Annotated in this window: 19 protein-coding genes and 4 pseudogenes; 14 read left to right on the forward strand and 9 right to left on the reverse strand. The window is 66.9% G+C overall.

Features of this window, described 5'->3' with window-relative positions; all coding sequences use genetic code 11:
• Positions 1-549 precede the first annotated feature (549 nt).
• Positions 550-1,398: an IS5 family transposase gene (locus RFN52_RS39820; protein WP_425579479.1), complete on the forward strand. Its 849-nt coding sequence runs from the start codon at positions 550-552 to the stop codon at positions 1,396-1,398.
• Here RFN52_RS39820 and RFN52_RS39825 read toward each other — a convergent pair.
• From RFN52_RS39825 to RFN52_RS39830, 3 genes and pseudogenes are all read right to left on the reverse strand, one after another.
• Positions 1,346-1,873, reverse strand: a complete 528-nt coding sequence (locus RFN52_RS39825) for a hypothetical protein (protein WP_311241197.1) — start codon at positions 1,871-1,873, stop codon at positions 1,346-1,348. The genes RFN52_RS39820 and RFN52_RS39825 overlap by 53 nt on opposite strands.
• A 190-nt stretch (positions 1,874-2,063) precedes the next feature.
• Positions 2,064-2,162, reverse strand: a pseudogene (locus RFN52_RS40280) (helix-turn-helix domain-containing protein); the annotation flags it as partial.
• A gap of 136 nt (positions 2,163-2,298) precedes the next feature.
• Entirely contained in the window at positions 2,299-3,498 is a 1,200-nt protein-coding gene (locus RFN52_RS39830; RefSeq protein ID WP_184853736.1) for a S8 family peptidase, read from the reverse strand.
• A 427-nt stretch (positions 3,499-3,925) separates the two neighbouring features.
• On the opposite strand from RFN52_RS39830, the pseudogene RFN52_RS40285 reads away from it, so the two are divergent.
• The 3 genes and pseudogenes from RFN52_RS40285 to RFN52_RS39845 form a co-directional block, all read left to right on the forward strand.
• Positions 3,926-4,191, forward strand: a pseudogene (locus tag RFN52_RS40285) (helix-turn-helix domain-containing protein); the annotation flags it as partial.
• A 647-nt stretch (positions 4,192-4,838) separates the two neighbouring features.
• The gene (locus RFN52_RS39840; protein ID WP_184853738.1) at positions 4,839-6,659 is read left to right on the forward strand and encodes a sensor histidine kinase; all 1,821 of its coding nucleotides are present in this window, start codon (positions 4,839-4,841) and stop codon (positions 6,657-6,659) included.
• The gene (locus tag RFN52_RS39845; RefSeq protein ID WP_184853739.1) at positions 6,656-7,018 is read left to right on the forward strand and encodes a DUF742 domain-containing protein; all 363 of its coding nucleotides are present in this window, start codon (positions 6,656-6,658) and stop codon (positions 7,016-7,018) included. The genes RFN52_RS39840 and RFN52_RS39845 overlap by 4 nt, the downstream gene beginning before the upstream one ends.
• Before the next feature lie 521 nt (positions 7,019-7,539).
• Here RFN52_RS39845 and RFN52_RS39850 read toward each other — a convergent pair.
• On the reverse strand, positions 7,540-8,142 hold the full coding sequence (locus tag RFN52_RS39850) for a TetR/AcrR family transcriptional regulator (RefSeq protein WP_184853740.1): 603 nt from the start codon (positions 8,140-8,142) through the stop codon (positions 7,540-7,542).
• Positions 8,132-9,001 carry an SDR family NAD(P)-dependent oxidoreductase gene (locus RFN52_RS39855; protein ID WP_184853741.1) on the reverse strand — a complete coding sequence of 290 codons (870 nt, stop codon included), beginning with the start codon at positions 8,999-9,001 and terminating at the stop codon, positions 8,132-8,134. The genes RFN52_RS39850 and RFN52_RS39855 overlap by 11 nt, the downstream gene beginning before the upstream one ends.
• A 552-nt stretch (positions 9,002-9,553) precedes the next feature.
• Here RFN52_RS39855 and RFN52_RS39860 point away from each other — a divergent pair.
• The 7 genes and pseudogenes from RFN52_RS39860 (at position 9,554) to RFN52_RS39890 (ending at position 17,611) form a co-directional block, all read left to right on the forward strand.
• Positions 9,554-9,886, forward strand: coding sequence for an effector-associated constant component EACC1 (locus tag RFN52_RS39860; RefSeq protein ID WP_184853742.1), 333 nt, complete (start codon positions 9,554-9,556; stop codon positions 9,884-9,886).
• Complete coding sequence (locus RFN52_RS39865; protein ID WP_184853743.1) at positions 9,879-11,246, forward strand: caspase, EACC1-associated type; 1,368 nt, start codon at positions 9,879-9,881, stop codon at positions 11,244-11,246. Before RFN52_RS39860 ends, RFN52_RS39865 begins: the two co-directional genes overlap by 8 nt.
• Positions 11,247-11,282: 36 nt before the next feature.
• Positions 11,283-11,642, forward strand: coding sequence for a hypothetical protein (locus RFN52_RS39870; protein ID WP_184853744.1), 360 nt, complete (start codon positions 11,283-11,285; stop codon positions 11,640-11,642).
• A 1,239-nt stretch (positions 11,643-12,881) separates the two neighbouring features.
• A pseudogene (locus RFN52_RS39875) lies at positions 12,882-13,350 on the forward strand (IS5 family transposase); the annotation flags it as partial.
• Positions 13,351-13,829: 479 nt separating this feature from the next.
• Positions 13,830-15,704 carry a serine/threonine-protein kinase gene (locus RFN52_RS39880; RefSeq protein ID WP_184853745.1) on the forward strand — a complete coding sequence of 625 codons (1,875 nt, stop codon included), beginning with the start codon at positions 13,830-13,832 and terminating at the stop codon, positions 15,702-15,704.
• A 50-nt stretch (positions 15,705-15,754) separates the two neighbouring features.
• Complete coding sequence (locus RFN52_RS39885) at positions 15,755-16,471, forward strand: hypothetical protein (RefSeq protein ID WP_184853746.1); 717 nt, start codon at positions 15,755-15,757, stop codon at positions 16,469-16,471.
• 48 nt (positions 16,472-16,519) lie between these two features.
• A pseudogene (locus RFN52_RS39890) lies at positions 16,520-17,611 on the forward strand (IS630 family transposase).
• Here RFN52_RS39890 and RFN52_RS39895 read toward each other — a convergent pair.
• The 3 genes from RFN52_RS39895 to fxsT all read right to left on the reverse strand — a co-directional run bounded on the left by RFN52_RS39895 (position 17,600) and on the right by fxsT (position 22,282).
• Positions 17,600-18,397 (reverse strand): trypsin-like serine protease, encoded by a 798-nt coding sequence (locus RFN52_RS39895; protein ID WP_184853747.1) that lies wholly within the window; start codon positions 18,395-18,397, stop codon positions 17,600-17,602. The pseudogene RFN52_RS39890 and the gene RFN52_RS39895 sit on opposite strands and share 12 nt — an antisense overlap.
• 40 nt (positions 18,398-18,437) lie before the next feature.
• Complete coding sequence (locus RFN52_RS39900; protein ID WP_184853748.1) at positions 18,438-18,749, reverse strand: trypco2 family protein; 312 nt, start codon at positions 18,747-18,749, stop codon at positions 18,438-18,440.
• A 389-nt stretch (positions 18,750-19,138) separates the two neighbouring features.
• Positions 19,139-22,282: an FxSxx-COOH system tetratricopeptide repeat protein gene (fxsT, locus tag RFN52_RS39905; RefSeq protein ID WP_184853749.1), complete on the reverse strand. Its 3,144-nt coding sequence runs from the start codon at positions 22,280-22,282 to the stop codon at positions 19,139-19,141.
• A gap of 45 nt (positions 22,283-22,327) precedes the next feature.
• Between fxsT and RFN52_RS39910 the strand changes: the two genes are divergently transcribed.
• Both RFN52_RS39910 and RFN52_RS39915 read left to right on the forward strand, forming a co-directional pair.
• On the forward strand, positions 22,328-22,525 hold the full coding sequence (locus tag RFN52_RS39910; protein ID WP_184853750.1) for a hypothetical protein: 198 nt from the start codon (positions 22,328-22,330) through the stop codon (positions 22,523-22,525).
• Positions 22,526-23,077: 552 nt separating this feature from the next.
• Positions 23,078-23,623 carry a hypothetical protein gene (locus tag RFN52_RS39915; protein WP_184853751.1) on the forward strand — a complete coding sequence of 182 codons (546 nt, stop codon included), beginning with the start codon at positions 23,078-23,080 and terminating at the stop codon, positions 23,621-23,623.
• 716 nt (positions 23,624-24,339) lie between these two features.
• Here the strand turns inward: RFN52_RS39915 and RFN52_RS39920 are convergent.
• The gene (locus tag RFN52_RS39920; protein WP_311241199.1) at positions 24,340-24,927 is read right to left on the reverse strand and encodes a hypothetical protein; all 588 of its coding nucleotides are present in this window, start codon (positions 24,925-24,927) and stop codon (positions 24,340-24,342) included.
• Between the two features lie 222 nt (positions 24,928-25,149).
• On the opposite strand from RFN52_RS39920, the gene RFN52_RS39925 reads away from it, so the two are divergent.
• Positions 25,150-25,470 (forward strand): trypco2 family protein, encoded by a 321-nt coding sequence (locus RFN52_RS39925; RefSeq protein ID WP_184853752.1) that lies wholly within the window; start codon positions 25,150-25,152, stop codon positions 25,468-25,470.
• Positions 25,471-25,473 lie beyond the last annotated feature (3 nt).

A 25,473-nucleotide genomic window follows, 5' to 3' on the forward strand; every position in this document is an offset into this window, starting at 1 on the left:
GGCTGGCATCGGGTTGCGTCGCCGGCACTCCCGATCAGCTGGGGGGACGAGCCAACACAGCGCCATTCGTAACGCAGAGTAATAACCCTCTGCCGATCGTGAGCTGGTTCTGATCGAACACGGTCCTTGGCCGGGCGATCTCGGCCGGGTGGTGAGTACGGGGCCCCTAACTCGGGTTTGCGACCACTCGAGTGCCAGGAGGTCCTGTTGTTCCAGTCTCGCGTCACGGTCCCCGTCTCGTCCAACTCCCGCATGGCGTTCCCGGTGACTTTGCGGCCTTCCAAAGCCCGTCAGCGACAACATTGCCGCAGGTCAACGGCTTGCGCTGCCGCTAGATGCCGCATCTCAACCGATCATGGAACGTGCGGGTCGAACAGGTTTCCCGCCGGGGTGATCTTCCCGTTGTGCGCGCATGAAGACAGGGCCTCTCGGTAGCTCGGGGATGCGAATCTGACCGAGCAGCGCCGGGAGGCCCTGGTGTCGTTGTTGTACGCGTCCGAACCCGTTCAGTTCAACTCGGCTGCTCCATCGTGTGATTGCCTCGCGCACGTGTACGGCAACGCGGCCGACCATCCGGACCGGGAACGCCGGTATCCCTCCGACATGACGGACGCGGAATGGGCGGCCGTCCGGCCTTTGCTGCCGGTGCCGGCCTGGCTGAAGGGCCGGGGCGGGCAGCCCGAGGGCTACTGCCACCGCCAGCTGCTGGACGCGATCCGCTACCTGGTCGCGGGCGGGATCTCCTGGCGGGCGATGCCCGCGGACTTCCCCCACTGGGGCCGGGTCTACGCCTTCTTCCGCCGCTGGCGCGAGCACGGGCTGCTCACGGAGTTCCACGACCGGCTGCGCGGACGGGTGCGTGAGCGGGAGGGCCGTGAGGTGGAGCCGACGGCGGGGATCATCGATGCGCAGTCGGTGAAGGCCGCGGCCTCTGTGCCGTCCGTCTCGCGCGGCTGGGACGGCGGGAAGAAGGTGGGTGGCCGCAAGCGGCACATCGTGACGGACTGTCTCGGTCTGCTGTTGGTCGTCGCGGTGACCGCCGCGAACGTCGGGGACCGGGATGCCGCGATGGGCCTGCTGATGCGGCTGCGGCGCCTGCACCGTGACATCTGCCTGGTCTGGGCCGACGGCGGTTACACCGGCGGCATCGTCGACTGGGCACGGGAGAAACTCGCGCTGACCCTTCAGGTCGTCAAGCGAACCGACGACATGGAGGGGTTCGTGGTGCTGCCGAGGCGCTGGGCAGTAGAGCGCACGTTCGCATGGCTGATGCATTCACGCCGGCTGGCCCGCGACTACGAGACGTTGCCGGCCAGCAGCGAGGCGATGATCCGATGGTCGATGGTCACGCGGATGGGACGGCGCCTGGCACGGCCGCGGGCCGCCGGCCCGCGCTGAACATCCCCGACGTCTCCAGCACGAGCCACCCGCGCTCCGCCAGGCGCCTGGCCTTCGAGCGCACCCCCTCGACCTTCGCCGACGTCGGCTGAAGGCCCAGCACCACCGCGATCTCCTTGGCCTTCACCGGTCCTTGGCCCGCCGACTGCCGCTCCTCGAGCACACCCAGGATCCGCTGATAGTCCGGCGCCAGCACCGTCACCGGCAGTCCTTCGCGCCAAGGCGGCACGATCGAGCCCGGCACCGGCGCAGGTGAGGACACGGCTTCCGTCTCCGCCTTGGTCACAGCGGTGGTCTCGGCAGCCGTGGCCGCCAGGGCCTCGACCAGTTCCTCCCGCGCGATCACCCGCCGGTCCAGCTCGATCTCCGCAGCCTCCAGTACCCCGGACAGCCGCGCGACTTCCTCCCGAAGCCCTTCCACCCGCACACGGGCCGCTGTCTCCCGCTCCTCCAGCATTCCCAGCACCGACGCCATCGCGCACCCCTTGAGCATAGAGGGGAAACAAGACGCCGGATCCCTCCCTCATTCGGAGCTGCACCATGCCTGACCAGCAGAAATCAAGCGATCACGTTCGGTTGAGATACGGCTTCTTAAAACTACAAAGATGCGTCTGTCGTATTTGTGAGGTGAGAGGGATCCTTTCCCCACATAGGAGGACCCGGCGCTTGACCTTCTGCTCGAACAGCTCGGCCGCGTCCATCCGCACCGATTCCCGGCGCCGACGCCCCGCAGCAGTCAGCCCGCCCCCATCCGCATACCTCACACACCACGGGATACAGCCAACGCTCCATGCCCTTCAAGGACTTCGTCAAGATTCACCCTGACGAGCCGAAGTCAGTAACGGCGTCGGCGCTCGCCGTGCCTCGTAGGACAGCACAGCGAGCGCCGGTCGAGGACCCCTACTCGACGATCTTCAGCAGCTTGTTCGCTGTGCCCTGCGAGGGGTTGGAGATCTTGTCGGCTGTGGCGCCGTCGGTGAGAGCCTTGGCGACCTGGTCCGGCGTGGCGTCCTTGTGGCCCGCCAGGTAGACGGCCGCGGCGCCGACGACGTGCGGCGTGGCCATGGACGTGCCCGAGATGGTCTTGGTGCCCTCGTCGCTGTCGTTCCACGCCGAGTTGATGTCCGAGCCGGGGGCGTACACGTCCACGACCGCGCCGAAGTTGGAGAAGTCCGACTGCTTGTCGTCCTTGGTCGAGGAGGCGACGGTGATCGCTTCCTTCACGCGGGCCGGGGAGCCCTGGCCGGCGTCCGCCGATTCGTTGCCGGCGGCCACGGCGAAGGTGACGCCGGACGCGACGGCCTTGCGCACGGCTTCGTCGAGGGCCTCGTCGGCGCCGCCTCCCAGGCTCATGTTCGCGACGGACGGGCCCTTATGGTTCTTGGTGACCCAGTCGATGCCGGCGACGACCTGCTCGGTGGTTCCGGAGCCGTTGTCGTCGAGCACGCGGACGGCGACGATCTTCGCCTTCTTGGCGACACCGTGGGACGTGCCCGCGATGGTGCCGGCGACGTGGGTGCCGTGGCCGTTGCCGTCCGTGGCGTCGTTGTCGTTGTCGACGGCGTCGAAGCCGGAGGCGGCCCGTCCACCGAAGTCCTTGTGCGTAGTCCGTACGCCGGTGTCGATGACGTACGCGGTCACGCCCTCGCCCGCGCCGTCCGGGTAGGTGTACTTGCTGTCACCGGCGGTGTCGGCCTGGTCCAGGCGGTCGAGGCCCCAGGAGGGCGGATTGTCCTGCGTGGCGTTGATGCTGAACTTCTTGACCTGCACCACCTTGGCGACCGACGGGTCGGCGGCGAGGCGCTTGGCCTCGGCGGACGAGAGGCCGCCGGCGGAGAAGCCGTCGAGGGTGGCGCTGTACGTGCGCTGGAGCTTGCCGCCGTACTCCTTGGCGAGCGCGCTCTTGTTCACCTTGTCGTCCAGCGTGACGATGAAGGTGCCCGGTACGGCGCCCTTGGCGCCGAGACCGTACACGGTGCCTTCCGCGGGGGCGGGTTCGGGAGCGATCTGTGCGTGCGCCGTCCCGAAGGTCGTCAGGGTCGCGACGACAGCCGTGGCGGTGAGGACCTGCATTCTGCGTGTGAATGCGCGAGCTGACATCTGAGGGTTCTCCTCGTCACTTTCGTGGGGGGTGTGGGGGGTTCGGACCGGAACTGCGTTCGGCCCGCCTAGAACCTGACTCATTGATGTGCGCAGATCAAGAGCTTCACGCCAACCCGCGCCGTCTCAGCAGGTCAGCAGCGCACGAATCGGCCACCTTCCGCGGCGCGTTCAGTCATCACACGCCTGACGCTCTTACGGACGTTGTGTCGAGAATGTGTGACCATGCGCCCGCAGGGGCGGTGACTTCGAACAATCTGGGTAGACAGCGCCAGTTCCGCAGCAAGCGGTTTCGGACGGGCATCTCGTAGAATCCGAAAATTGCTGCGGACAGTGCCTCGCGGCATGAACCAGACCGATTACTGAGGTTGAACTCGTGGAGTCGTAGGGGCTGACGGCTCGTCGCCTGTGCGGTATCACCAGGGGCATGCGGTATCCACAAGGTGGCGGGTTGACCGCCGAACGGCAGCAGTTCCGCGAAGAGTACGGCTCAAGGCGGCTGAGAGGTTCGCTGAGGGTGAGGCGAGCTCGGTGATCGCCAGGGACTTGCGGGTCAGCGTCCGCTCGGTGCAGCGGTGGCGGCAGATGTGGGACGAGGGCGGTCCGCAGGCTCTGCGGTCACAGGGGCCGGCGTCACTGCCGAGGCTGAGCGAGAAGCAGTTCGCCCAGTTGGAGGCGGAGCTGGCGAAAGGCCGGCCGCGCACGGCTGCCCTGGCCGTCATGCGACAGCGAGCTGCCCGGCCAGTTCGTGATCGCTCCGGCCTACCTTGTAGCTGACCAGGTGTTCAGTCGTCAGCGGGTGTGCACTGGCCTGTCCCTCCCTGGTTGATGGGACAACCAATACGTAGAGCGACACGATCCGTGCAGGGCGAGCTGGGGATCGTGCGAGCCGCGCGCCTGGAGCTCGTCGCCGCGATGATCAGGTGGGGCTGCATCGACGACGAGCTCGCCGTCCGCACGGTCGGCGGTGCAGCAACCGCCTCGCAACCCAGTGGTGTGGGGGCGGGCCGGGAGAACTGGCCCGCCCACCGATGGTTACGGGTGCGCTACCAGACGTTGACTGGCCAGTTTCCCATATTTCCCCGTGGAGTTGCGGACCGAATGAGCAGGCCGGAACTCCGGGGCAATCCGGGCTCTCTAGGCTTGACGAGGCCGCGTAGCGCGTCGATTCCCCGCGGCCACCCGTGTCCGGCCATGTGCCAAGGGGGACATCCGAAACCGTGCCCAGTAAGCCAACACGCCTGTCCGCCCTCATGGCTCGGGCGTTACCAAGCACCATCCGTGGTCGGCTGCCATTGCTGTTGGCGCTGCCTACGTGCGCCCTTGTGGTGGTCGCCACCGTGGGAGCCATCACGCAGTCCTCCCACTACGGGGCAGCGGGCCGCACCCGCGACGAGGTCGTCCTCGTCCTCGAGGCCCAAGAGTTGGTCCACCAGTTGCAGCGGGAGCGCGGGCTCACCGCAGGGCTGCTCGGCGGTGACCAAAGCTTCCGCAGCCGGGTGGATTCCCAGCGCAAGGCCTCCGACCAAGCGCGTGCCGCGCTCGACCGGCAGCTCGCCGGGAACTCGCCCGGCGTCGGCGCTGTGCGCGAGGCTCTGGCCCAGCTGGGCAGCCTGGCCACCGTACGTGGCGAGGCCGACAGCGGGAGCGTCGGTCGTGCCGAGGCACTCGCCTTCTACACCCGCGCCATCACCGCGCTCACCGACGCGGCCTTTCACGGCGGTACGGAGCTCGAGGACCGTCAACTCACGGACGGCCTGGCCACCTTGCGCAAGCTTGGCGACGGGGCTGAAGCGGCCGCGTTGGAACGCGGTACGCTCAACGGGATCCTCGCCACCGGATCCTTCAGCGACCGCGACTACCGGACCTTCATCACGCTGTTGGGGACCAAGGGCGATGCCCTTGCCGAGGTGCCACGTACCGCGACAGCGGCCCAGAGTCACGCGCTGGACGCTGTGCTGCGCAACCAGTCCGCAGTCGCGGTCGCTCGCATGGAACAGCAGGTGCTGACCGCGCACGATGCCAAAAAGCTGCCGGTCGCTCCGGCCGACTGGTGGCAGCCCGCCACCGCGTTGGTGGACGGACTGCACCAGGTGCAGATCCGTGTCGCCGACGACACCAGCGCTCGCGCCGACCAGCTGCGCTCGGACGCACTGCGGCAGCTCCTGATGGAGGCGATACTGGCCCTCCTGGCGATCGCCGGGGCAGCGGTTCTGGCCTTGGCGGCGACCCGTTCCATCCTGCGGCCACTGCACGCCCTCACCGAGGAGGCGCACCGGATCGCCGACCTGGCCCTGCCCCAGGCCGTGGCGCGGGTGCGGGAGGCACAGCGCCAAGCCGACCCGGCCGAGCTGGCCGAAGGCTTCACTGGCTCCGCCCTGGCCGCGCGCGGCGACGAGATCGCCAACGTGGCAGGCGCGCTGGATCGGGTCGCGGACACCGCGCTGCGACTCGCCGTCGATCAGGCTGTGCTGCAGCGCACCAGTACCGAGTCCCTCGCCAACCTCGGACGCCGTAATCAGGAGCTAGTGAGCCGTCAACTCGGCTTCCTCAGTGCACTGGAACGCACTGAGGACGACCCGGGGACCCTGGCCAACCTCTTCGAACTGGACCACCTTGCCACCCGAATGCGGCGCAACGCCGAGAGCCTGCTGGTTCTGGCCGGGGAGCGCAGCCCGCGCCGCTGGGCGGATCCGGTGCCGATGGGCGATGTACTGCGGTCCGCCCTCGGCGAGGTGGACGACTACCGGCGGGTGCTGTTGCGCCACACCACCCCTGCGCTGCTCGACGGCGGAGCCGTATCCGAAGTGGCGCACCTCCTCGCAGAGTTGATAGAGAACGCCCTCGCCGCCTCGTCCCCCGAGACCGATGTGGAGATCTACGCCCAAGAGCACGGGGCGGACTACATGATCGCCGTCGTGGACCATGGCGGCGGACTTTCCGAAGCGGAGCTCGCCACGGCGAACCGGCGCTTGTCCGGACAGGAGAGCTTCCTGGTGGGGCGAACCCAACTGCTCGGCCACTATGTTGCCGGCCGGCTGGCCGTCGGGCTCGGCGCCCGAGTGTGGCTGGCGCCCTCGCCGATGGCCGGGGTGACCGCCTCCGTCCTCCTGCCCGGACGGCTGTTGTCCGGGCAGGCCGATCTGGCCGCGGTGCGATGAACCCGGCCGAAGATGCATTCGAAACCGGGCAAGTGGTCCGGCCGTTCATCGTGACGCGCGGCCGGACTAGACCGGTGAGCAATGAACTGCGGCTGGAAACACTCGTGTCGGCGTTGCCTGCGGCGTTGACCGCGCCGCTGGACTTCGAGCGGCGAGCGATCGTGGAGCTGTGCCAGTACCCGCGTTCAGTAGCCGAGATCGCCGCCATGCTTGCGGTGCCGCTCGGGGTGGCCCGGGTACTCGTCGCCGATCTGTCGATGGATTCCCACGTCTGCGTGCACAGTCACCTGTACGGGCACGACGACAGGCCCTCCGTCGCCCTGCTGGAACGGATCAGGGAAGGCCTGCTGCGGTTGTGACATCAGGTGGGTTCTCGGGGTGGTGCGAATCCAGAACTGTGGGCCCCTCGTGCCGTCGCAGACGTTGGCGTGATACCCGGCCGGTGGGGAGCACGTCATGGGGCGGAGCCTGGAGGCGTCTACCGGCGCCGTGGAGTTTGGGCCTGCGTCCCGTCCACTCCAGAACGGCGCCGTTCTGCTCGTTGTCTCTGAGGGGCCTCGGCGTTGACCAGTTCAGTTGCACGCGCCTAGATCGGCCGCCGCGAGCACTACCCGGCCACGCACCGGGCCGTCGCCGGCCTGGTCACCGACCGAGCCGCCCAGCGGCCCACCCGCCGCAAACCGAGCACCGAACTCGTGCCCGTCAGCCCGATGACCTGCAGCCGAACTCTCAGGTCATAACGCCTCAACTCAATAGCCGACAACGTCATTAGCTCAGTGGCGGGGATTATCTCCTCGTGCTGCTGTTCCGGGGGCAGCGGCACGAGAGTAGCGATGGCTCGCCCGGGGTCGTCCATGCGGAGCCACCTTCGATTGGGTGGTCATTCTTGCGGACCGCGGAGGGACTGCCAGATACGTTCGGGCAGGGCGCGGGAAGCCTGCTTAAGGTCGATGGTGGGGTCGCCTGCCAGCCAGCGTCGGGCGGTTTCTGCCACGGGGCCGATGAGGAGCATCTCCATGAGCGGGTCCGGAAGGTCGACGATGCGTCCGGCTTCGGCATGCGGCCGTGCCCAGGACTGGAGGCGCTCTATACGGGGCGTCTTGGCCGCGGCGATGGCTGCCGTGTGGGCGGGCAGGAAACCTGCGTAAGCTGAGGCGTGGATGAATCGCGCCTTGGCTGGTTCTTCCTCGGCGAACCGCAGATAGGCGGCGACCACCGCACGCACCCCGGTGCGGGCGGTCCTCGTCCGCTCGAGCGAGGCGATCAACGTGTCGAGCAAGTCGGCCATGCAACGGGCGTAGAGCGCGGCGGCGAGTCCGTCGAAACTGCCGAAGTGGTGGTAGAGGCTGCCGAGGCTGATTCCGCTGCTGGCGGTCACGGCTTGCACCGTGAAGCTTTCGGGTCCTTTGCGTTCGTGGACTTCCAGTGCGGCGGCCAGCAGGCGCCGGGCGGTCTCCTCGCCGCGCTGCTGCTTAGGCGACATTGGGCGCTCCGGACGACGAGGCGGTCCGTGGCAGGCTGCTCAGCTCCAGCGCCTGCGCCCAGACCTGCTGCGCCAGCGCGACGTCCCGGGCCACGGGCGCCAGGGATGTCTCCTTGTCGATGTGGAAGTACCGTCCGGTGACGTCCGAGGCGGCTTCGCCCAGAGCCAGCCGGACGACGGGAGCCGCTCCGGCTCGCGGCGGCTTCCACAGCATTTTCATCGCCTTGAGCAGGTACCCGGGCACCCCGGCACGGTCGCCCAGCCCCGTACGCACCACGGGGGGATGCACAGCGTTGATCCGCACCTCGGCCGCACTCCAGCGTTGCGCGAACAGGGGAACCAGGAGCAGGTTGCAGAGCTTGGTGTCCGCGTAGGTGCGCAGCGGGTGGAAATCGGCACCCGTTGGTGTGCGCTCCAAGTCCACGCGTCCGTTGACGTAGAGACGGGCGCTGACCTGCACGACACGTGCCCGGGAGGACACCAGTCGAGGCTCCAGGAGGTGGTTGAGGGCGAATGGAGCAAGGTGGTTGGTGACGAAGGCCTGCTCGAGACCATGCTCGCCGCGGACCAAGCGGCTGGGCCAGATGCCGGCATTGTGGACGAGCACATCGATGCGAGGGCAGGAGGCGAGCAGCGCTTGCGCTGCGGAGCGGACACCCGAGAGCTCGGAGAGATCGCCCACGGCGAGGGCGACCTCCGAACCGCCCAGGGCCCCGAGAGCCGAGCGGGCCGTCTCACCCCGCTGCCGGTCGCGCGCCAGGAGGACGACCTGGTAACCCTTGAGCACCAGTTCCTGTGCGACGGCGTACCCAATCCCGCGGTTGCCGCCTGTGACAACGGCTGTCGGTGTCGAGCTCATGACTCCACCATAGACCTGACTAGAAAGAGTTTCTAGAGAAAGGTTCTGGTAAAGGCCTTGCGTCCCGCCCACCTGCAGCGCCGACTGTGATCGGCCACCAACAGGGTGGCCCCAGCGAGCACGGCGGTGCCTGCGATGGCGACAGTGGATGTGTCGAAGATTGATCGCCGTGTGCGGGGCGAGGCGGACCGGAGGGGTCTGTTCCTCGTCTCGCCTGACCCGGAGCCCGACATGCAGGTTACTCACTTCGTCTTCGTGTGCACTGCCCCGGACCCGAGAGCGGCTTCACCAGGGTGGGCCACGTCGCCAAAACGACGGGATCCAACCAGGTCGTCTACGCGATGGACGGGCGCAAGACCTCGCGGCGGCCGCCTTGCCGGGCCCCCGGGCACCAGCGGATGTCGACGACCGGCAGTCAGTCGGGCGTGTGTGAGCTCACTCCGTCGAGAGGAGGTTGTGGCTGGCCGATTGCCTTCGCAGAGGGGACTGTTTCCTGCAATGGTGTGAAGCTCACTCGGTCGCACTGCGGACATAGCGAGAGGGGCAAGGTTGGTGGGGGCAGCGTTCCACCTTGTTGAGGTTTCGGTGTCGGACCCGGGCGAGCTGCGGTCGCTTCGCGAGCATCTGCGCCGCGTCCCCGGGGTGGAGATCACTCAGATTCCGGGTACGCCCGCGGACGGGGAACTGGGGGTCTGGGATGTGCTCCAGGTGGTAGCCACTGGCAGCGGGGCGCTCGCGGTGGCAGCCCGAACGCTTCCAGCATTCATCCGGTCCCGCCGTTCCAACGTATCGGTCACCGTAAAAGCCACGAACAGGACGGTGACCATCACCGTCGACAACGTCGATGACGCGATGCCCATCGTGGAAAAGGCTTTGGATGCCTGACGCCCTGGATGGTGACTTCTCGCGGTCTCGGGCTGTGCTGATTGGCACCTGGGACTACCGCCACCTGCGTGCGGTGCCGGCGGCCGAGCACAGCTCTCACCGGATGCGGTCCTTACTGACCAGCCCGCTGTGCGGTAACTGGCCCGAGGACCGAGTGTCGGTCGTCGACAATCGGGCCAGACTCGGCGAGCTGCCGCACGAGCTGGTGTTGTGGTTGTGCGATGCAGTGGATGTCGCGCTGTTCTACTACGTTGGTCACGGCCAGTACGACAATGACGACAGACTCTGTCTCGCGCTGGGCGACTCCAGCAGCGACCCAGTCCTGCGTACCACCACCAGCCTCACCTTTGACGCAGTTCGTCTCGCTTTCCGGGCCAGTAAGGCGGCTACAAAGATCGCGATCCTGGACTGCTGCTTCGCCGGTCTGGCCGCCGGCCAGGACAGCAAGTTAGCCGGAGCACCAGACATGCCGCGTTCACCGGGCTTCTATCTGATGATGGCTAGCGGCGAGTTCAACGCCGCCTGGTTCGAGACCACTGCGGAGAGCTCACGACCACAGACCTACTTCACGAAGTATCTGATCGACCTCACCGAAAGCGGCATCCCAGACCAACCAGCCGGGCTCAGCCTCGGCCCGATCTTCGACAAGGTTGCCGACGCATTGGTGCGCGACGGTAAACCAGCACCCGGTTGCCGTGTCAGCGATCATGCAGCTGACTTCGTTTTCGCCCGGAACCGCGCAAATCCAGCAGCGCTCAAGGCAGCACCGCCGTATCTCGCTCACGCCGTTTTCAACTCAGCCCCGACGCCACCGCACCCGCAGGCACACACGCTGCCTGATAGCAAGTCATGCGAAGTAAATCCGGCGACGGCTGGCGACGCGATAAAACTGTCGTCCACCGATGTAGACGCCGATGGAATGTACTCGGCCGCTTACAGGCTGGAATCCGACTGGAATAACTACCCGAAAAATGTCGCCAAGATGGAATCTTTATACCGCACAGCCGCCGAGTCAGGGCACACTGACGCAATGAGCCGCTTAGGGCTTCTCCTGGAGGGCCGGATACGCCCCAAGCTCGAACAGAGTTGCCCCGGCGAGGCTCTTGATGGAGATATTGATGCGGCGATGTATTGGTACAAAGAGGCAGCACGGCGCGGCAATATCTTCGGAGCGTTTTGGCTTGGACAGCTTTACGAGGACCGGCTGGGAAACTGGTTCGATGCGCTGAAGTGGTACGAAACCGCCGCCAGCGGTGGCCACCAGGGTGCACAGGCAGCGCTGAACGGGCTGCAACAAAGACTGGCCCTCGGGCTCGGTCCACTGGCCCACGCACATGAATTCGAGGGCGGAGACCGCTAGACAGCTCGATCAAGACCGAACGACAGAAAGGTCGGCATGGCCAACGAACAAGCACATGAGCACGGCGAACTCGTCGTCAAGTTGATGGCCGGTAAGGCGACGCAGGACGAGGCGGCGCGCGTCGGGGCTAATTGGAAGCAGTGGGTGCGGCAGGAGTGGGAAGGGAGCCAGGACCGCGCAGCCGCCTTCAGCGTCGAGGCGCTGTCAACGGCGTTCGGTGGCGGCCGCGGTGAATGGGGAACTCTGACGACAGAGGAAGGCACCGCCCTCCTCCAATTCTTTATGCTTGCCTACCTCCCTACCCGGTCTAGCCGCGACGACGATGCCCGCAGCCTCCGGGACGTGGTCCGCAATAGCGGAATGAAACTGCGACATTACGCCCAGAAAATCATGTGAATTCTTCGATATGTCGAAGGGGAAGTGATATTAATGCGGTCGCAAGAATTTCCCGGCCGTTTGGCTTTCCTGGCGGGTAGATCGGTCGAGCGCCGCCGCGCATCAGATCGTCAGCGGCCAAGCGCGGCGGCGGAGCCAACGCGCAACACCGGTGAGCCCGCCCCGATCCCCGGCAGCGTCCGCGCCGCCCATCCCGCCCTCCCCCACCCTCAACTCCAGCAGGGCATGGGCGAAGCGGGTCGCAACGGGGATGTCAGCGGCCCGACCACGCCGTATGTGCGAGGTGACCTGGGCGAACTCCGGGGCGCTGTGGAGGCTCGCGCAACATCCAGCGCAACAGGAGCATGGGGCGGTGCGGCCGCAGGTGACGGATAGGGGCAGGAGGCCTGCGAGCACCACCAGACCCAGCCGCACGCCGAACTCGCCAGCGCCTGGCCGTGATCGTGCCAGGCCGTAACGGGGCTCCTAGGCTTGTAGTGCTCGGGGCCCTGAAGGTGTGCCCCATGTGGTGCGAGCAGGAGGAACGTGAAGTCACCTTCGGAGAAATAGGGCGCGGCCACCAACTGCCGGACTGCCGGTTCACCCCCCGGTCACGGACGAAGAGCTGTGGGCCCTGCCGCTGCCCACAGCCCGCGCCATCGAACTGATCGCGTTCATCCCGCCTCCGCCGTCGACCCGCTGTGCATCGGCGCCGGGTACTACCTCCAGCCACAGGAGACATCTATGCGAAGCCGTACCTGGTACTTCGCCGTGCACTGGAGCGGGCTTCACCGGTCGCTGTCGCACGGTAGGCGTGGCACGGCCGCGAACGGCTCGGTCTGCTGCCGGCCCGGGGAGACATGATCGCTCTTCACGGCCTTCTGTGGCCCGACGAAATCCGGGACCCGCCGCCGTGGCCCCCTGTCCAGCTCCGAAGACAAAATCCGCGAAGCCGTGGCGCTGATCGACGCCATGACCCTCGACGGCCACGCTTGGGAAGTGGCCGCCGCAGCAACGGCATTCGCGGACCTTGTTGAGGACACAAACGCGTCTTGGGGCCCAACCACCCCGACCCCCTGGCCAGTGTCTGGTGGATCATTGCCCGCGGCAGGTGAGCCCGGGCAGTGATCCACTGGACGCGACTGGGAAGGGGGGCGTCAGGCCATGGAGAACTTGGCGACGTACTCGTATAAGAACTCCTAACGAAATGATCTTCAAGGTGATTGGATCACTCCGGGACTGATGATCCGGGGGTGCGGGATGGCGCGGCCGAGGCCATGGGAAGTCGACGACGAGCTGTGGGCAGTGATCGAGCCGCTGCTGCCCAAGGTCGAGCGTCGGACCCGGCATCCGGGACGCAAGCGGCATCCTGACCGGCTGGTGTTCCAGGGCATCCTCTTCGTGCTGCACACCGGGATCGCCTGGGAACACCTACCGCAGGAACTCGGCTTCGGCTCGGGCATGACCTGCTGGCGCCGCCTGGCCGATGGACCGAAGCCGGGGTGTGGCCCCGCCTGCACGAGGTCCTCCTCGCCAAGCTGCGCGGCGCGAACGCCTTGGACTTCTCCCGGGCGGCCGTCGACGGTTCCCACATCCGGGCGTTAAAAGGGGAGCCAAGACCGGACGAAGCCCCGTCGACCGGGGCAGGACGGGCAGCAAACACCACCTGATCACCGACGCCACCGGCATCCCGCTCGCCGCCACCCTGACCGGCGGCAACCGCAACGATGATTCACATGTCGCCGCCTACGGGCAGATCGTCGGGGCCACGCAGCGGATGACCGCGTTGCAACGGGTCTACGCGACACGGTGGGCCATGCCGCCGACCACATTGTGGCCGCTTGCCGACAGCCACGGACGCGTTCTGACGATGGAGCACACCAGCGACAAGCACCTCCTCCTCTGCCCTCGTCCCGGTGCGTGGCCACCCGCCCGGCGTCCGCCCCTCGCCGCGCGGAGCGCTCGTTTGACGTTCTGAGGCTCTGGCGGCTCGCCCGAAGGATCAAGAAACGATCGCCCACACAGTCCCGTTGTGCGCGAACGCGCAACTCAAGATGACTTTTTTCGCTGCTGATTGAATTACCGTCAGTGGTGATGGTTGCAGAACTGTGAAATTTCTCGGTGTATTGGATCTTTTCCCGCTGCAAGAATTCCCGTGGGGTGCCTCATTCGGGGAGCCTCGGTACGGCTGAACACCAGGGGGAAAGTGTGGCAGGAACGGCCGGTCGCGGCGGATGGAAAGTCGAACGGGATTGCGATTCATGGACGGTCCCCGGCTATATTGACTTGAAGAAACTCGGTAAAGGTGGTTGCGGGCGCGTGGTGATCGCTCGCCATGCGGCGACCAGCCGGAACGTCGCGATCAAGTACCTCAATGAGGAACTGTGTTCGAGTACGGAATTTCGCACTGCCTTGCGAACCGAGGCCCGGCTTCTCAGTGGTCTGACGTCGCCTCATGTGACGCGACTCTACGAGTACGTCGAGGCGGAGCAGGGCGCGGCCATCGTCATGGAACTGGTTTACGGCGCCCCGCTCAGTGCGTTGCTGAAGAAGAAAGGGCCCACGCACACCGAGGCCGCCCTCGTCGTGCTGAAGGGGTCCCTGCTCGGGCTGGCCGCCGCGCACGGCGTCGGTGTGGTGCACCGCGATTACAAGCCCGACAACGTGCTCGTCAACTGGGACGGCCGGACCAAGCTGGTGGACTTCGGGATCTTCGCGCGTACCGGCGACCGTCACACCCGGCTCGGCACCTGCGCCTACATGCCCCCGGAGCAGTGGATGACGGAGGCCGTCACCCCCGCCGGTGATGTGTACGCGGCGACCGTCACCCTCTACGAGTGCCTGACCGGAGAGCGCCCGTTCAAGGGGCCGGAGTTGTTCGACTTCCAGTACCAGCACGTGAACGAGCCCATACCGGTGGACCGGGTGCCGAAAGAGGTACGCGGGCTGGTTCGGCACGGCATGGCGAAGAACCCGGCGCTCCGGCCCCCGAGCGCCCTCGACTTCCTGCGGGAACTCGAGTGGGTGGCCGAGAATGCTTACGGACCCGACTGGGAGGAACGCGGTCAGAGTCGGCTGGCCGCGGTCGCAGCTGCCCTGATGCCGGCGGCGATCTCACGCCTGGACGCGCGTCTCGTGGGCTCCTCCGCCGAACTGGCCCACACCGTGCTGACCGAACGACGCCGCAGTCGGCTGCGCAGGCGGGGCGATGTGCTCACCGGCGCGGCCGCCGTGGGGGTGGCCGGGCTGCTCACTCTGATGCCCGGCGGCTGGGCGGGCGGGTCCGAAGCGCACGCCGGTGCTCACACCCAGGCCGTCACCAGGATCGACGCGCTGAAGGGCACCGGTTCGGAGAAGGAGACGCGGGGCGCCGAGCGTGGCGACACGGGCGCGTCGGTCCCGGACTCCGACAAGGGCGGCACAGGTGGCGCCCAGGGTGGCGGTGGTCGCGGAGATGAAAACGGAGCCGGAGACGGACACGTCGGTGGCGCGCCCGCCGATGGTGGCACCCGGTCCGGCTCAGGCTCCGGCGGTGGGGCTGGGGACAGCGGCACGAACACCGGCGGGGGCACCGGCACTGACGACGAGGAGCCTCCTCGTGACGCGGAGCCTCCTCGTGACACAGAGCCTCCTCGTGACACAGAGCCTCCTCGTGACACAGAGCCTCCTCGTGACACGGAGCCTCCTCGTGACACCGAGCCCCCTCGTGACACCGAGCCCCCTCGCAATGAGGACACCGGCCCCCGGGACGACACCGGCCAGACGGGCGGCAACGGCGGCGGGGAGAACGGCGGCACGGGCACCGAAGGGAATACGGATGGGGGGCCGAGGCACGGCCACGGATCAGCGGGACGCACCGGGCCCGCCGAGGGCGTGGGCCCGAGCGGTGACACCAGCGCCGGTGGCGGTGCCGGTGCCGGTTCGCAGGGGAGCTCAGGCCCGATCACCAGCTCGCAGTCTTTCAGCACCACAACCGGCAACTCCGCTGGCGGCACCGGCACCGGCACCAGCCAGGGTTCGACGTCAGCTGTGACCCCGCGGCAGGGCGTTCCGCCGGCGACCGTGGAGGGCGAGCCCGGCTGACGTAGGTCCATCAGGGGTCTGTGACGAGCGAGTCGAACGGAGGGGCGAGGATGACGGAGCGCGGCGAGCGCCCGGTGGTGCCGTGGGCGTTACCGGATCCGGGCCTGGAGGCGACCCTGCAGGATCCGGATGTGCAACCGACCATCAGGGACGTCGACGACGCCACCTATGTTCCGACGGTCCTCGACTCCCAATGGACCAGCTTCGAGCCCGAGCCCGAGCCCGAGCCCGAGCCCGAGCCCGAGCCCGAGTCCGCGCCCGCGCCCGAGGTCCTGCACTTCGGCCCGGGCGTCCCGCCCCTGGGGCTGACGAACACCGCCCTCGACGTCTGGCGCGGCGCGGAGACACGCAAGGGCCGGAAGGAGCACCGCGGCCGACTGCACTGGCTGCGCCGATACCGTCTGGCTGCGGCCGTCCTGGCCATCGTGCTGGCCTGGTTGGTCTGGCAACGGCAGACGACGGACCTGCGGATCACCCAGGTGACGATGCGGACGAGCAGCGTCCTCGGATGCGACGGGACGGCCGAGGTGGTAGCGGTGGTGAACACCAACGGGGCGGCCGGGGCGTTCACCTACGAGTGGAAGCGCAGCGATGGCACGTCCTCGGGCTCGCGCGAAGAGCGGCTGGACAGAGGGCAGGCCGAGGCGCGCCTGCGCCTGCTGTGGACCTTCCACGGCAAGGGCACCAGCAAGGCGACGGCGCGGCTGGTCATCGAGTCCCCCGGCCGGCACACGGCGTCAGCGTCCTTCTCCTACAGCTGCCGCTGAACTAGTCTCCTGAGTCAGGAATTCTGTTCAGATGTGTAGGGTTGCGGGGTGGCGCGTACTGGGCGGCCGAAGGCCGAGTTGATCCTGTCGGATGAGGAACGGGCTGCGCTGGAGGGCTGGGTGCGGCGCCGCTCCACCCCGCAGGCGTGAGCTCTGCGGTGCCGGATCATCCTGGCCTGCGCGAGCGGGGCGTCGAACAAGGACGTGGCCGCTCAGCTCGGTTCGACACCGCATGCGGTGGGCCGGTGGCGGGCTCGGTTTGTCGAGCATCGGACCGCCGGCCTGGGTGACATGCCGCGGTCCGGCGGGCCCAGGACGGTCACCGACGAGCAGGTCGCCGCCGTGGTGCCCAAGACGCTGGAGAGCACACCGAAGAGCGCCACGCACTGGTCGACGCGGGCGATGGCCAAGGAGATGGGCCTGTCGCAGTCCACCGTGTCGCGGATCTGGCGGGCATTCGGCCTGCAGCCGCACCGCACGGAAACCTTCAAGCTGTCGACGGACCCGCACTTCGTCGACAGGGTCCACGACGTCGTCGGCCTGTATCTGGACCCACCCGAGCGCGCTTTGGTGTTCTGCGTCGACGAGAAGTCACAGATCCAGGCGCTGGACCGCTCCCAGCCGGTACTGCCGATGATGCCGGGCGTCCCGCAGCGTGTCACCCACGACTACGTGCGCGCGGGCACCACAACACTGTTCGCCGCACTGGAGGTGGCCACCGGCAAGGTGATCGGTTCCCTCCACCGCCGACACCGGGCCGAGGAGTTCAAGAAGTTCCTGATCAAGCTCGACCAGGAGGTTCCGCAGGGCCTGGACGTGCATCTGATGCTGGACAACTACGCCACCCACAAAACCCCGGCTATCAAGACCTGGCTGCTGGGCCACCCCCGCTTCCACCTGCACTTCACACCCACCGGGTCGTCCTGGCTCAACCTGGTGGAACGGTGGTTCGCCGAGCTGACCAACAAGCAGATACGACGAGGCGTCCACAAAACCGTCCAGGCTCTGGAGAAGGACATCCGCGCCTGGATCGCCGCATGGAACACCGAACCCAAGCCCTACATCTGGACCAAGACCGCCGAAGAGATCCTCCAGCGCCTCGCCAGCTATCTGAACAGAATTCATGACTCAGAAAACTAGCAGGGCCAAGAGTAAAGCAATGCGCACTTGAGCGTGCCTGAACGCCGACCGGAAGGCAGAGGAGATAACTGCAGTGAGGTTCCTCTCTCCCGTCTCTGATTCTGCGATTTCTTCCAGTGCCAGAGATGCACGGCTGTTAAGAATCCGGCGGAAACCGGGACGCTCCATGAGCGAGGCGACCGCAACGGCGGTGAGTTGATTAGCCTGGTAGCTCTCGGTGCGATCGATAGTCACCACGCCAACCAGCAGCGGACCGCAGAACAGCGCGGCACCGGAGCCACCAGCCCACCGAGAAGTCACGCTTGGCTGACTGGGAGCGGCGCTGTGGTCCACATGCACAGTGATCAGGCCAGATTTGACCGCGGTGAGCGGCTCGATATGACCGCGCATCTCCTTGGTGTCACGGATCCCGGCTTGATGCTCGGACTCGGGAAAACCTACAGCCAGACACGGCACACGCTGGCGGTTGTCGATACTGAGGCGTCCCCACCGTACCGGTTCCCCCGTGAAGGGCTGCCATGCTGGATCAGTAATCATCAAAAGGGCGGCATCCGCGCCTGGATCGGCCTCCAGATCGGGTTCATGCTCAGGCCAGATCTGCTTGGCCGATAGCCATGCACTACGCCCATGCCGGTCTAGCTGCCGCACTTCCAAACGCTCGCCGTGGGCGTGAACCGCATGTCGCACGACGTGATATACCGTCAGAACGAACCGATCGCCAATGAGATAGCCGGTGCCGCTCCCGGCCATCGAGCACCAGATCTCCATGATCCGCTGCTGGTCCATCGTCCCCCGCCTCATACCAAGAATCGAGATCGCTAGCGGGCTACCGCGGGCGCTGGGAGGACTGAGCCACAATATGGGCGTCTTTTCCCTGCTTATCCACCGGCTGGAGGGTGATCTTAAGCCGGTTCACCGTCCCGGTCGCATAGCTCGCCTTAGCCTCCGCGTTCCACGGCAGCACCATCACCTTAGTGCGGGCCTCGGCATCCTTGCGAACATCGACCGAAAACTCCAACTCCACCGGCTCGGCGATGAACTGGATATCCTCACCCGCCCCATCCTCCATGGCTTGCTGAAGTTCTGCTCGGATGGCACGGATTGACTCGGCTAAGCCTGCCCATGGCTGCTCAGGCACGAAGCCTCCCCTTTGTTCCACTTTGGCAGGCAGTGTTCCGCTACCGTCCCAGCTGCGGGGGCGGAATATCTAATTCGCCGCCCACAACCTCAATCTGCTGCACGACCTCGGCAGTGGATCTGGCAAGTTGTGCGTGTTGAACTGCGGCCTCGCTGCGCTGTTGATCGATGAGGGTGGCACCGCGGAGATGTTCCGTCGCGGCGAAGATTGAACAGTCGCCTCGAAGGTTGAGCGGCTTTCCATTGAATGGTCTCGATTGAAGGGTGAGCCTGGACAACGTTCGGAGCGAGTGCAGGTCGTGGGTGCGGGAGCAGTCGCTGACTCTTCCCCTCGACCCCGCAATCGCACAGCCGGTTCAGTCCTTCAGTCCGCGCCAGCCGCACCGTCTATCAGTCGGGAACTTCGCTGCTAGGTGTAAACCTGCCGAGTTCGTCGGCCAGGTTGCGGAAGCACACGAAATTTTGCCGAATTACGGTCAGGAGCGGATGGTCGGGGTCGAGAACCCGCAGGCTGTCGGCGAGCAGCTCCTCGAATGAGGCGGCGGCGCCTGTGGCGTCGCCAGCATCACCCTGCATCCTGGCGAGGTTGTTGCGGGTGGCCAGCGTGTGGGGATGGTCGGGGCTGAGAATCCTTAGGCAGGCGGCGAGCAACTCCTCGTACGCCGCAGCGGCACCGGCATGGTCACCGGCCGCGCCACGGATTGCGGCGATGTCAGTGTGGGCGGCGAGGACCTCTGCGTGGTCGCGGCCATGCACGCGAAGGCAGTCGGTCAGCAGTGTCTCGTAGTCGGCGAGGGCACCGACAAGATCTCCGGCGTCCGCACGTGACCGGGCTAGCTTCGCTCGGATTGGGAGGCAGTCGGGGTGGTCCGGACCGTGAATGTGGGTGAGGTCGTTGACCAGTCCCTCCAGCGCGGTCACGAGGCCGGCGGCATCGCCAGCCTCCTTGCGAGCTATGACACATTCCGCACGGACCTGCCAGATATCAGAATGGTCCGGGCCAAAAACGCGCAGACAGGCGGCAAGTAGCTCGTCCGGGCTGGTCCATGGCGGATTGCCGCGCAGGTGGGCCAGCAGGTCGCAGGCCGTATGCGCGTTGGGGTGCCGTGGGCCGAGGACCCGCAGAATGTCGTCAAGCAACGCTTGCAGCTCCGGGATTAGCTTGGGAGCCGGTCCGGCGCCTAGACGCCAGGTGATGAGGACGAGGCGGGTTTCGAGTGTGTCGGGGTGGTTGGAGCCGAGCTGGCGTTCCCGGTCGGCCAGCAGTGACTCGAACTCGGTTACCGCCGCGGCCGGGTCGCCGCCGGAGAGGTTGGTGGTGACGAGCAGTTCGCTTCGGGTGAGGAGGGTGTGAGGGTGGTTGGGGCCAAGCTCGCGTTCACGGGCTGCCAGGAGCTGCGCGAACTCGGCAGCGGCGCGGGCCGGATCCCCGCCCAGGCTCTGCCAGCGGGCCAGCTCATGGCGGGTGGAGAGGGTCTCGGGATCATTGGGGCCGAGCTCACGTTCGGTGTCGGCGAGGACCGCCTCGAACTCGGCGACCGCACCCGCCGAGTCACCGGCCTCGCCCCGGCTCATGGCGAGATTGTGGCGCAGTTTGAGTATGACGGGATGCTGGGGTTTCAGGATTGCCGTCCAGTCGGCGAGCAGCGATTCGAGTTCAGCCACGGCGGCTTCCCAATTGCCGAAACGACCCAGTGCGAGGCCCAGCGTGTGTCGGGCGCTGTAGGTTTCGTGATGGCTCGGTCCGAGCACCCGACTGCGATCGCTCACCAACTGCCTGGCATTGTCGAGGCCCGACCTGTCGTACGCCTCGACCTGCCAGATGACCTGGTGGTGGCGGGCTGCCAGGGTGGCTGGGTGATCGGGCCCGAGCCGCTTCGCGGCGGTGGCGTGCAGTTTGTTGAAGTACGCGGCCGCGGCGTCGGCCTGGCCGACCTGGCCGAGGCTGCGGCCGGCCTTGGCCAGGAGGGGGTGGTAGGCGTCAGCGCTCCACAGATGCTGGCCGGCGTATCGGTCGAGTGCCTCCGTGTTGGCCCGCAACCGCTGGTTGAAGTCCGGGTCGCGGCCGTGCCCGGGCCAGACCATGATGAGAGAGTTCGCAGCGGTCGAGGCCAGGTAGCGCAGCCGCCCGGGCGGTAACCCATCGCTGACCACACGCTGGACGAGCGTGTGCACTCGTACCTCGTCGGGGTCGACGCTGGCCAGGCTGTACTGGTGGAGGCGGCGTAGTGCGGCGTAGACGGCGCCTGCGTCGAGTTCTTGGGGTGGGGCGCCGGTGTCGATGCTACGGGCGCGGCTCAGCCAGGCACGGGCGAGGCTGGTAGTCAACACCGAGGTCGGGATCCCGCCGGGGTCGAGCACGCTCGCCAGCTCCAGGACGGGCCGGACCAGACCGGCGGAGCGGCCGGCATCTGCGGCCTTGATCGACAGCAGCCAGGTGACCGCAACGGAAGTGGGGTACCCGTCGGGCAACTCGTCCCACTCCGGCACCAGGTCGGCGAGGCGCTGCCCGAGGTAGTCGGCGAAGCGGCGCCGATACTCGCTGCACGTTACATCCTGATTGAGGAGGTACGCGGCGGCCTGCCCAAGGGCCAGCGGCAGCCGCCCCAGATCGGCGACGACCCCTGCGACATCGTCGGCCAACCGCTCCGGGAGCCCGTAGCGCAGATAAGCCACCGCCTCGGCCTCGGTGAAAACGTCCACATCGACCGCCCGGTGGCCTCGCCCGACGATCCCGGAATGGCGTGGACGCGCAGTGATGATGGTGCGTCCAGCAGGGTTCCGCGTGGACGGCCACAGCTCGCTGAGGTCGCTGGACTGGTTCACGCTGTCGAGGACGACCAGCCACCGCTGCGGCGTGCTCTCCAGCCAGGCGAGGAATCGTTCTGCGGCCTGTCCGGGATCGGACGGGTCGGCTTCGGCGAACCTCGCACCGGCTTCGGCGTACCGCGAGACGATCGCGTCTCGCGAGGAGGCGTCAACCCACACCACCAAGTCGATGTCGTTGGCGTCGATCCGGCGCTGCGCCCAGTCTGCCGCCAGCTGGGTCTTGCCCACCCCACCCAGCCCGATGATCACGACGAGCCGCTCGGCGGCCATCGCCGCGGTCAGCTCCTCGGTGATCACACGTTGCTGAAAACCGTCCACCTTGCGAGGAATCCGCCCCACGGACGGCAGGGGCATGCGCCTGCCGGCCGTGGCGTCTTTCCCGGACGCGTCCCGCCGGAGCGCCAATAACTCTTCGACTGGCAGCTTCAGCGCTCGGGCCAGCGCCGCCACTGTTCGTTCCGACGGCATCGGCCCGCCGTTCTGGAAGGCCTGCGACACGGTCGTGCGCCCCAGCTCCGCCCGGCGGGCCAGTTGCGTCTGGTTCAGCCCGAGCTTGGCCAGCCCGTCACTCAGCTTTCTGCGCAGCTCGGTGAGTGCCGGATCGTGGCCGTTTTGCTCGTCGCGCACCTGCTCGCCTCCGGGGCCGTGATGTGTTCGCCGGTGTTCATCTTCGTCCAGGCGAACCCCTGCGAACTCCACTTCCACGACATTCGTCCACGTCAATACCCCCTAGTGAGACGGGAGTCTGTCGTGACCGTCGCCGTCGTCCTCCTCGCCACCGCACTCGTGATCGTCATCGCGCTACTGGCCGCCGCCGGCGCGGGCAAACTCGCCCGCATAGACGGCGCCACCTACTCCGCAGCCCTCATCCTCGCCGCCACCACCTTCGCCGCAGTCATCACCCTCACCGCCACCGTAGCCAGCGTCATCGCCGTCTTCCTGATCTAACCACTGGCCACCCACCCGACCGCGCTCGACTACTTGCCACACGTGCCTGAATGCCGCAGACATACGCTGACCTGCGCTGGGGGCGCAGGAACACTAGAGAATCGTCGGGGCTGTGTGCGAGGAAGACCGGGGGTGAGGTGGCGGGGCGAGCACGACGTAGATGCCCTCCCTGGCGGGGACGGTGTTGTGCGGGAGGTCGGCGAACGGCACGAACCCCTTGGAACCGCGCTCGGCCAGCGTTGCGTGGGTTGTGCGACATCCCGTGAGTTCTCCCGAGCCTTGTTGAGCGGCTGGCCTGCTGGCCTGGGCGTTCTTCCTCGTTGAGGTGCTTTGCCGTCGACTGGCGTAATTTCAGGATCTTTGAAGCGTTTTCACCGTGTCCGACTGGTCATCGGGCAGAGTGAAGTGGAGAGGCTTGGAGAGTCCCATGATCCGGTCTCGGCGGAGGCGCTGGAGCAATTCGAGACGACGGGCTGGCCGGTTTCCTTGCTTGGGCACCAGTGCTTGGAGCGTACGTGTCAGGGGGGTGACCGATACATCAGAGGGGGGATCATGGACGCTTCGTGGGCTGCTGTACTTGGTGGGCTTGTCGGTGCGGCTGCCGCCGCGACTGTTGCTCACGTGACTCCTCAGCGTGTCCAGAAGCGCCAACTGGCCGCTGAGCGCTCAAAGGTCTTGCAGGAGTTGCAGCGGGACGCGCATCTGAACATTGGTGAAGTTCTCTCCACCACGTGGGCTTGGCTCGACTATCTCCGAGAGACGACTGAAACCCTCACCCACTCTCAGCAGCACGGGGTTCAGCTCCCTGACCTACAGGCTTTCGATGAACAGGCAGGAGAGCTTCGTGGGGCTGCAGAAGCCAAACTGGCGGGTCTAATGAGACATGGGCTCCACGAGTTCTATGGAGAGATTGCGCAAGAGTTGCGACGCGCGCACGACGAGGTTCGTCGGGCGGTTCTCACCAGAGACGAGCGGGTTGCTTTCAGCCTCCTGCGATCATGTGACTTCGAGGAGCTCACGGGCCTGAGGAGTGGCGGCTCAATGGGATGGGTGGAGCAAGTGGCGCGGAACTATGGCTTCCTCGATTACGCGCCATGACATCGCCACGGCGAGCTTCGGACACAACTGAGCCTGCTGTGGAGCCACCACAACGGCGAGACGCTCGGGCTCGCGCTGCGCATGTCTGTACAAACGGCGAGACGCAACGCACCGCCCAGTTGCTCTGGGCCGCCATCACCCCGAGGCCGGGGCGTGGCAGGATGGTCAGCAGCACGCGGTCCCCGGGGCGAAGGCCGAGGATGCCAGCGTCGGGCCCGTGGTCGGTGTACTGGGTCCAGTCGAACCAGGTGGTCTCACCGGCCGTGTTCACCAGCCGCCGATCGGGTCGCTGACCGGGGTACGTGTTCCGGACCCTCGCCGTGTCCGGCACTGCCTGCTCCGCTCGCGAGGCCAGCCGCCCGGCGGTACCACCGGACGGCTGGAGTCTCTTACAGGTTGTGCCGGTTTGTCAGTAGTTCGGGATGCCTGTGTAGTCGGCGTGGCATTGGGTGTACTCGGCCCCGTCCGTCCACAGCTGCGGGTCGATGGTGAAACCTTCCCCTGCTCGGCGAAGCGGTGCGAACCTTCTCGCAATTCAGTACGACCATCACACGGTCGCCGTCAGGTCGGCGGTCTTTGGCCATTGGTGACGGGCAAGGGTTGTCGGCGTAGTGAGCATGGAGACGTTGCCTCCCGGCGGGCGTGCGGCACCCGGCAGGCGGGATCATGCTGAGAGCCAGAACTGGGTCCTGCCCAGGGCCTGGCCGCCGTGAGAGCTACGAGGCCTCCATTGCCTGCCAGTCGGGCAGAGCATTTCTCCACGGGTGTCCTGGCGGCAAGCCGACGCGCGGGTCGTCCACCCACGCTCTCCAGGCCTTCGGCAGACGAACCGGGCACTGTGACGTCGGCTGCTCCAGCAGGTCCCAGGCGTTGCGGTAGCCGTCCCACGTTGGCGCGTACACGCGGGCCTGATCGAAACCGGTGTTCCTCCTGCCGGGCGGGACACCCGGCTCGGTCAGCCAGGCCTGGTGCTTCATCCACGCCGCAGCCCACACATGGTCGCGCGGAACGACGTACGACGCCGGCGCCTGCCCAGGCGTCGAATCCAGAGTGACGAACACGAACCACTCACGGTCGCTCAGGGACGGCAGCTGCGTCTTGGTCCCGCAGCGCCAGTTCGGCCGCAGCATAGGGCTTGCCGTCTTGACCTGCACCTCGATCATGCGCCGGGTGTCATCAGCGCGGACTGCGAGAATATCGGTGCGCTCCAGCCCGTCGCGCGTGAGCGCGGCACCCCATCCGGCGCTCGCGAGCACCGAGCAGACCCAGTGCTCGCCGGCGCTCTTGGTCATCTTCGTGTCCACGACAGAGAGTATGCGCGATGGCCACGATGCGGAGCCGCGACCAGCGCCGTGAGTCGGCCGACCGAAGTGGCCGCGGCCCAGGCCACGAGCCCATCGTTCCCGGCACTCTCGCCCAGCACCGTACCCGTTCGGATGCCCCCGGTCGTGGTGATGGGGCGCTGTGGTGTCACGGGCTGCGCGCGAGGGTATCTCTTCCCACCAGCACGTAGGAAGGGCGGGGGAATGGCGGAGATCGGTCTGGCCGCAGCGATCGAGGAATTGCGGCAGGAGCTGTACAGGGCGCAGGAATCGGGAGTGAGGCAGCAATTCGCCTTCGAAGTGGAGGAGGCACAGCTGGAACTGCTGCTGGAACTGCGCTCCGATGTGCGCCCAGAGGGGAAGGTGTCGTTCGGGGTGGCCTCGGTGGGTGTGAACGGGACGTCCGCCTCGGCGCGGACGCACAAGCTGGTACTGAAGCTCAAAGTCAGGGACCAGGCCCTCGGCGAGGGCCCCGAGGGACCTCGTAACGCCCTCGTGAACAACCCCGTAGCCAAGGACTGGTGACGG

Source organism: Streptomyces collinus (assembly GCF_031348265.1).
GTDB classification, from domain to species: domain Bacteria; phylum Actinomycetota; class Actinomycetes; order Streptomycetales; family Streptomycetaceae; genus Streptomyces; species Streptomyces collinus.